Annotated in this window: 4 protein-coding genes; 1 reads left to right on the top strand and 3 read right to left on the bottom strand. The window is 71.0% G+C overall.

Annotated features, from left to right (window positions below; genetic code table 11):
- Positions 1-168: 168 nt before the first annotated feature.
- From ngcE to uvrA, 3 genes are all read right to left on the bottom strand, one after another.
- Complete coding sequence (ngcE, locus tag ACFQ80_RS02530) at positions 169-1614, bottom strand: N-acetylglucosamine/diacetylchitobiose ABC transporter substrate-binding protein (protein ID WP_430562440.1); 1446 nt, start codon at positions 1612-1614, stop codon at positions 169-171.
- Between the two features lie 260 nt (positions 1615-1874).
- The gene (locus tag ACFQ80_RS02525; RefSeq protein WP_430551999.1) at positions 1875-2393 is read right to left on the bottom strand and encodes an OsmC family protein; all 519 of its coding nucleotides are present in this window, start codon (positions 2391-2393) and stop codon (positions 1875-1877) included.
- Between the two features lie 17 nt (positions 2394-2410).
- A complete protein-coding gene (uvrA, locus tag ACFQ80_RS02520) occupies positions 2411-5437 on the bottom strand; it encodes an excinuclease ABC subunit UvrA (protein ID WP_430552000.1) in 3027 nt (1008 codons plus the stop codon).
- Between the two features lie 143 nt (positions 5438-5580).
- Between uvrA and ACFQ80_RS02515 the strand changes: the two genes are divergently transcribed.
- Positions 5581-5877, top strand: coding sequence for a YciI family protein (locus tag ACFQ80_RS02515; RefSeq protein ID WP_430562439.1), 297 nt, complete (start codon positions 5581-5583; stop codon positions 5875-5877).
- Positions 5878-5923 lie beyond the last annotated feature (46 nt).

Below are 5923 nucleotides of genomic sequence, written 5' to 3'. Positions count from 1 at the left end.
TTAACACGACGACGCGTAACCGCGCGTGCGGCCCCCCGTGGCCGAGCCCTAACAAGCACCGGGGGTCCACCCCCCCCCCCCCGGCCCGCCGCGGGCGGGGCCCGTTGCCGGGCCCCGCCGCGGCCCCCTCGCCGGTGGGCAGGATCTGCCCGGCGCCGGGGATGGCGGTCATGACACCTCGATCTTGTCGATCGTGTCGTCGTTCGCGATGCGGTCCGTGATCGCCTGCAGCTCCTTGGTCAGGTCGGCGACCGACTTCTTGCCGTCGAGGAAGGAGTTCCAGATCGGGAGCTGCTCCTGGTTCATGCCGTACGTGTCGACGAACTTGAACGTGAAGATGTCCGCGCCGGCGGCGGCGATCATCTCGGACTGCGACACCAGCGCGGTGGACCCGAACCCGTCGTCCGGGACGATGCCCTTGACGACCGTCGGCGCCAGCTTCGTCTTGGAGAAGTTCGTCGCCGACTCCTTCGAGAGCATGATGCGGAGCAGCTCTTTGCCGCCCGCGACGCTCTTCGCCTGCGACGGCACGATGAAGGGCTCGCCGGCGGTCAGGTGCAGCGCGGTCGCGGGCATGGCGGCGTTCGCCGTGACGGAGAAGCTCGGCACGCCCTTCATCTGGAAGTCCGGCGCCGTCTGCTTCTTCATCTCGTTCTCGATCCACGACCCGGACGGGTAGAGCAGCGCCTCCTCCTTGTTGCTCCACTGGGCCTGCGCCGCGGTGAACTGCGTGCCCGAGCCGCCGGGCTTGAAGTACCCGGCGTCGATGATCTCCTTCATGATCGTGAACGTCGCCTGGAGCGCGTCGTTCGACCAGCACTCGGGCTTCAGGTTCTCGAGCGCCAGCCGGACCTCGTCGCCGCCCTCCTTGATGGCCGACTCGACCGCCAGGGTCTGGTAATAGGTGGCGGCCTCGGTGCCCCACAGGAAGAGGTACTTGCCGGCCTTCTTCGCCTCGGCGCCGAGGGCCTTGGCCTCCTCCCAGGTGGTGGGCGGCGTCCACCCGTTCTTCTCGAAGAGGCTGCCCGAGTACCAGACGCCGTAGACCGTCAGCGCGTAGTTGATCGCCGCGAGCTTGTCCCCGTAGGTCCCCGGCGCGAGGACGCCCTCGTAGAGGGTCTCCCTGATGGTCGTGCCCTCGACGTTGGGCGCGTCGATGATGTCCGTGAGGTCCTCGAGCTGGTCGAGGATCGTGTTGAACCCGATCGACTGGGCGCCGGAGTTGTCCACCAGGTCGGGCGGGTTGCCGCCGACGAACCGTGGCTGCAGCTCCGTGGCGATCTGCGTCGAGGGCGAGACCTTCACGGTCGAGCCGGCGTGCAACCCGGCGAGGACCGTGCCGGCGAACTCCACGTAGTCGACGCCGTAGCCGCCGTCGAAGATCACCGCGTCGACCGTGGTGTTCTCGGCCATGCCGAACGGGTTCTTCGCGTCCTGCTCGCCGCCGGGTGCGGCGCTGGTGGTCTCCTCGCCGCCTCCCCCACCCGTGGCGCACGCCGCGAGGGGGAGGCCGAACGGGACGGCGGCGGCCGTGTACATCACGGCACGGAGCACCGACCGACGGGAGGGCTGGGGGGTGATGTTGCTCTGGTCAGTGGTGAGGTTGTTGGTCATCGTCGTTGATGCCCTTCGTGTCAGGGTGCGTCGCTGGACGCCCCGTCAACCGTGCTGCCTGCCCGCTCGGGCCCTGCGCCGACCTCCTCGTCTCGCGCCACGGTGAGCCGTTGCGGCGGGTTCCGCACCGCTCACGGAAATATCTCCCATCCACCACGGGGATGGAGTGGAAAATATTCACGCGCGGACGCCACGTCAACAGCCGACACGACAGTGTGACCGGACTGGTATAGATCACCCGCTCGGGTCGGGGCGGCCCCTTACGGAGCCGGCGCCGCGAGCCGCACCGGCGCGGGCTCCACGAGAACCGCGAAGTTGACCGACCGAGCGATGAAGCACAGGGCGTGCGCGCGGTGGTGCAGCGCCGCCACCGCCTCGTCCGTCGCCTGCGGCCCCGCGTCGACGGTCACCCTCGGCCGCAGCGTGACGTCCGTGAACTGCCCCTCGCCCCGGGACTCCACGCGCATCGTGCCGGTCGTCTCGTCCACGTACTCACGGACCACGAGGCCGTGCTCGGCGGCCAGGTGCAGGAACCACAGCATGTGGCACTGCGCGAGGCTCGCGACGAACAGCTCCTCCGGGTTGTACCGCGCCGGGTCGCCCCGGAACGCGGGGTCGGCGCTGCCCGGAAGCGGCGGCTTGCCCGCGACGAGCACCGTGTGGTCCCGGGAGTACGACGTGTAGGACGTCGTCCCCGGTCCGCCACCGGGAGCAGCGGCACCGCCCTCGGCAGCATCGGGCCAGGCGACGGTCACGGCGTAGTTGTGGTGCGCACCCATGGCCACACGCTAGGGCGTCAGGCGGCGCTGCGCTTACCGGGACGCTTCGTCGTGGACTTCCCCGTCGCCTTCGTCTTCCCGGAGCCCTTCGCCGCCCCCTGGGCGGTGGCCTTCGCCGAGCCGCGGGCCCGCGGCGCCGACGAGGTCGACGTCGCGGCGGCGGACCTCGCCCGGCCGGCCGGGGCCGCCACCGGCACGGCCGGGTGCGCCTGGAGGATCGGCGCGAGGAACCGGCCCGTGTGGCTGGCCTCGACCCGCACGACCTCCTCAGGAGTCCCTTCCGCCACGACCGTCCCGCCGCCCGAGCCACCCTCAGGCCCCATGTCGACGATCCAGTCGGCGCTCTTGATGACGTCGAGGTTGTGCTCGATGACGAGGACGGTGTTGCCCTTCTCCACCAGCGACTGCAGCACGCCGAGCAGCTTGCGGATGTCCTCGAAGTGCAGGCCCGTGGTCGGCTCGTCCAGCACGTAGATCGTGCGGCCCGTGGAGCGCTTCTGCAGCTCGCTCGCGAGCTTGACCCGCTGCGCCTCACCGCCCGAGAGCGTCGGCGCCGGCTGCCCGAGGCGGACGTAGCCGAGGCCCACCTCGACCAGCGTGGTGAGGTAGCGCGAGATCGCGGGGAACGCCGCGAAGAACTCCGCGGCCTCCTCGATCGGCATGTCCAGCACGTCCGCGACCGTCTTGCCCTTGAAGTGCACCTCGAGGGTCTCGCGGTTGTAGCGCGCGCCGTGGCACACCTCGCACGGCACGTAGACGTCGGGCAGGAAGTTCATCTCGATCTTCAGCGTGCCGTCGCCCGCGCACGCCTCGCACCGGCCGCCCTTGACGTTGAAGGAGAAGCGCCCCGGCCCGTAGCCGCGGACCTTCGCCTCCTCCGTCTCCGCGAAGATCTTGCGGATCCGGTCCCACACGCCGGTGTAGGTGGCCGGGTTGGACCGCGGCGTGCGCCCGATCGGGCCCTGGTCGACGTGCACCACCTTGTCGAGCTGGTCCACGCCCGTGACCCGGGTGTGGCGGCCCGCCACCTGGCGCGCGCCGTTGAGCTCGTTGGCGAGCACGGTGTGCAGGATCGAGTTGACGAGCGTCGACTTGCCCGACCCCGAGACGCCGGTGACCGCCGTGAGCACCCCGAGCGGGAACGACACGTCGATCCCCCGCAGGTTGTTCTCCCGGGCACCGACGACCGTGACCTTCCGGCCGGGGTCGGTCGCACGGCGCTCCGCCGGCAGCGCGATGCTGCGCCGGCCGGAGAGGTAGGCGCCGGTCATCGAGCCCTCGGCCTCGAGGAGCCCGGCGTAGTCGCCCGAGTGCACCACGCGGCCGCCGTGCTCGCCCGCGCCGGGGCCGACGTCGACGATCCAGTCGGCCGCGCGGATGGTGTCCTCGTCGTGCTCGACGACGATCAGCGTGTTCCCGAGGTCCCGCAGGCGGGTCAGCGTCTCGATGAGGCGGTGGTTGTCGCGCTGGTGCAGGCCGATCGACGGCTCGTCGAGCACGTACAGCACGCCGACCAGGCCGGAGCCGATCTGGGTCGCGAGTCGGATGCGCTGGGCCTCCCCACCCGACAGGGTGCCCGCCGGGCGCTCGAGCGACAGGTAGTGCAGGCCCACGTCGACGAGGAACCCGAGCCGGGCGTGGATCTCCTTGAGCACCTCGGCCGCGATGGCACGCTCGCGCTCGCCCAGCTCGAGCCCGTCGAGGAAGTGCTTGGCCTGGTCGATCGGCAGCCGGCACACGTCCCAGATCGACTTGCCCCCCACCGTGACCGCGAGGACCTCGGGCTTGAGCCGCGCCCCCGAGCACACGGGGCACGGCACCTCCCGCATGTACGCCTCGTACTTCTCCTTCGACCAGTCGGACTCGGTCTCCCGGTGCCGCCGCTCCAGGAAGGTCACCGCGCCCTCGAAGCCCGTGGAGTACTGCCGTTCGCGCCCCCACCGGTTCTTGTACCGCACGTGCACCTGGTGGTTGCGGCCGAACAGGATCGCGTCGCGGGCGCGCTGCGGCAGGGCGCGCCACGGCACGTCCATGGAGAAGCTCATCTCCTCCGCCAGGGCGGTGAGCACCCGCTCGAAGTACTCGGACGACGTCTGCGCCCACGGCACGACGGCGCCGTCGCGCAGGGTCCTCTCCTCGTCCGGGACGACGAGGTCGGCGTCCACCTCGAGGCGGAAGCCGATGCCGGTGCACTCCGGGCACGCGCCGTACGGCGCGTTGAAGGAGAAGGTCCGCGGCTCGATCTCGTCGAGCGCGAGCGGGTGGTCGTTGGGGCACGCCCGCTTCTCCGAGAACTTGCGCACCCGGTCGAGGTCGTCGATGTCGGCGTCGACGAGCTCGACCATGACGAGGCCGCCCGCGAGCCGCAGCGCGGTCTCCACCGAGTCCGTCAGGCGACGCTGGACGCCGTCCCGTGACACGAGGCGGTCCACGACGACCTCGATGTCGTGCTTGAGCTTCTTCTCGAGCGTGGGCGGGCTGGTCAGCTGCACCACCTCGCCGTCGACCCGCGCGCGGGCGAAGCCCTGCGTCTGCAGCTCGGCGAACAGGTCGGCGTACTCGCCCTTGCGCCCCCGCACGACGGGCGCGAGCACCTGGTAGCGCGTGCCCTCCGGCAGCTCGAGGAGCTTGTCGACGATCTGCTGCGGCGTCTGCGAACGCACCGGTTCCCCGCACACGGGGCAGTGCTGCGTCCCCGCGCGGGCGAACAGCAGGCGCAGGTAGTCGTAGACCTCGGTGATCGTGCCGACCGTCGACCGGGGGTTGCGGTTGGTCGACTTCTGGTCGATCGACACCGCGGGCGAGAGGCCCTCGATGAAGTCGACGTCGGGCTTGTCCATCTGCCCGAGGAACTGGCGCGCATACGCGGAGAGCGACTCCACGTAGCGTCGCTGCCCCTCGGCGAAGATCGTGTCGAACGCCAGGGAGGACTTCCCCGAGCCGGACAGGCCGGTGAAGACGATCAGCTCGTCGCGCGGGAGGTCGAGCTCGATGTTGCGCAGATTGTGCTCGCGGGCGCCGGAGATGACGAGGCGGTTGCTCACCCGGGCATCCTACGTCGGAGCGCCGACATTCGTACAGGCGTTCTATGCGGTTTCCGGTGCCTGACCGGTCACACCCGGACGCTCTCCCTGACCCCGCCTGGACGCCCACCGCCCGCACCGGCCCGGGGTGCTTGGATACGGCCATGTCCGTCTACGCCGTCACGTACGTCTACGTCACCGACCCCGGCCGCCTCGCGGAGGTCCGGCCCGAGCACCGGGCGTTCCTCCGCGGCCTGCACGAGAGCGGCGCGCTCCGCGTGTCCGGCCCGCTGCCCGCCACGCCCGACGGCGAGCCCGGCGGCGCGCTCCTGGTCGTCGAGGCCGCCGACGCGACCGGGGCGCTCGAGCTGCTCGCGGCCGACCCCATGCGCCGCGAAGGACTGGTCGCGCACCGCGCGGCACGTGAGTTCGTCCCGGTGATCGGCGGCTTCGCCGCCTGACGCCCGTCGACGAGCGCGGGCCCCGGACGGCGTACCGTCCGGGGCC

The sequence above is a fragment of the Isoptericola sp. NPDC056578 genome, from assembly GCF_042793275.1.
Classification (GTDB): domain Bacteria; phylum Actinomycetota; class Actinomycetes; order Actinomycetales; family Cellulomonadaceae; genus Isoptericola.
This window is presented reverse-complemented; position numbering and strand designations above follow the sequence as displayed.

Excerpts from the sequence above, each read along its gene's own strand:
- ngcE (WP_430562440.1), bottom strand. The coding sequence starts at position 1,614 with ATGACCAACAACCTCACCACTGACCAGAGCAACATCACCCCCCAGCCC.
- ACFQ80_RS02525 (WP_430551999.1), bottom strand. The coding sequence starts at position 2,393 with ATGGGTGCGCACCACAACTACGCCGTGACCGTCGCCTGGCCCGATGCT.
- ACFQ80_RS02515 (WP_430562439.1), top strand. The coding sequence starts at position 5,581 with ATGTCCGTCTACGCCGTCACGTACGTCTACGTCACCGACCCCGGCCGC.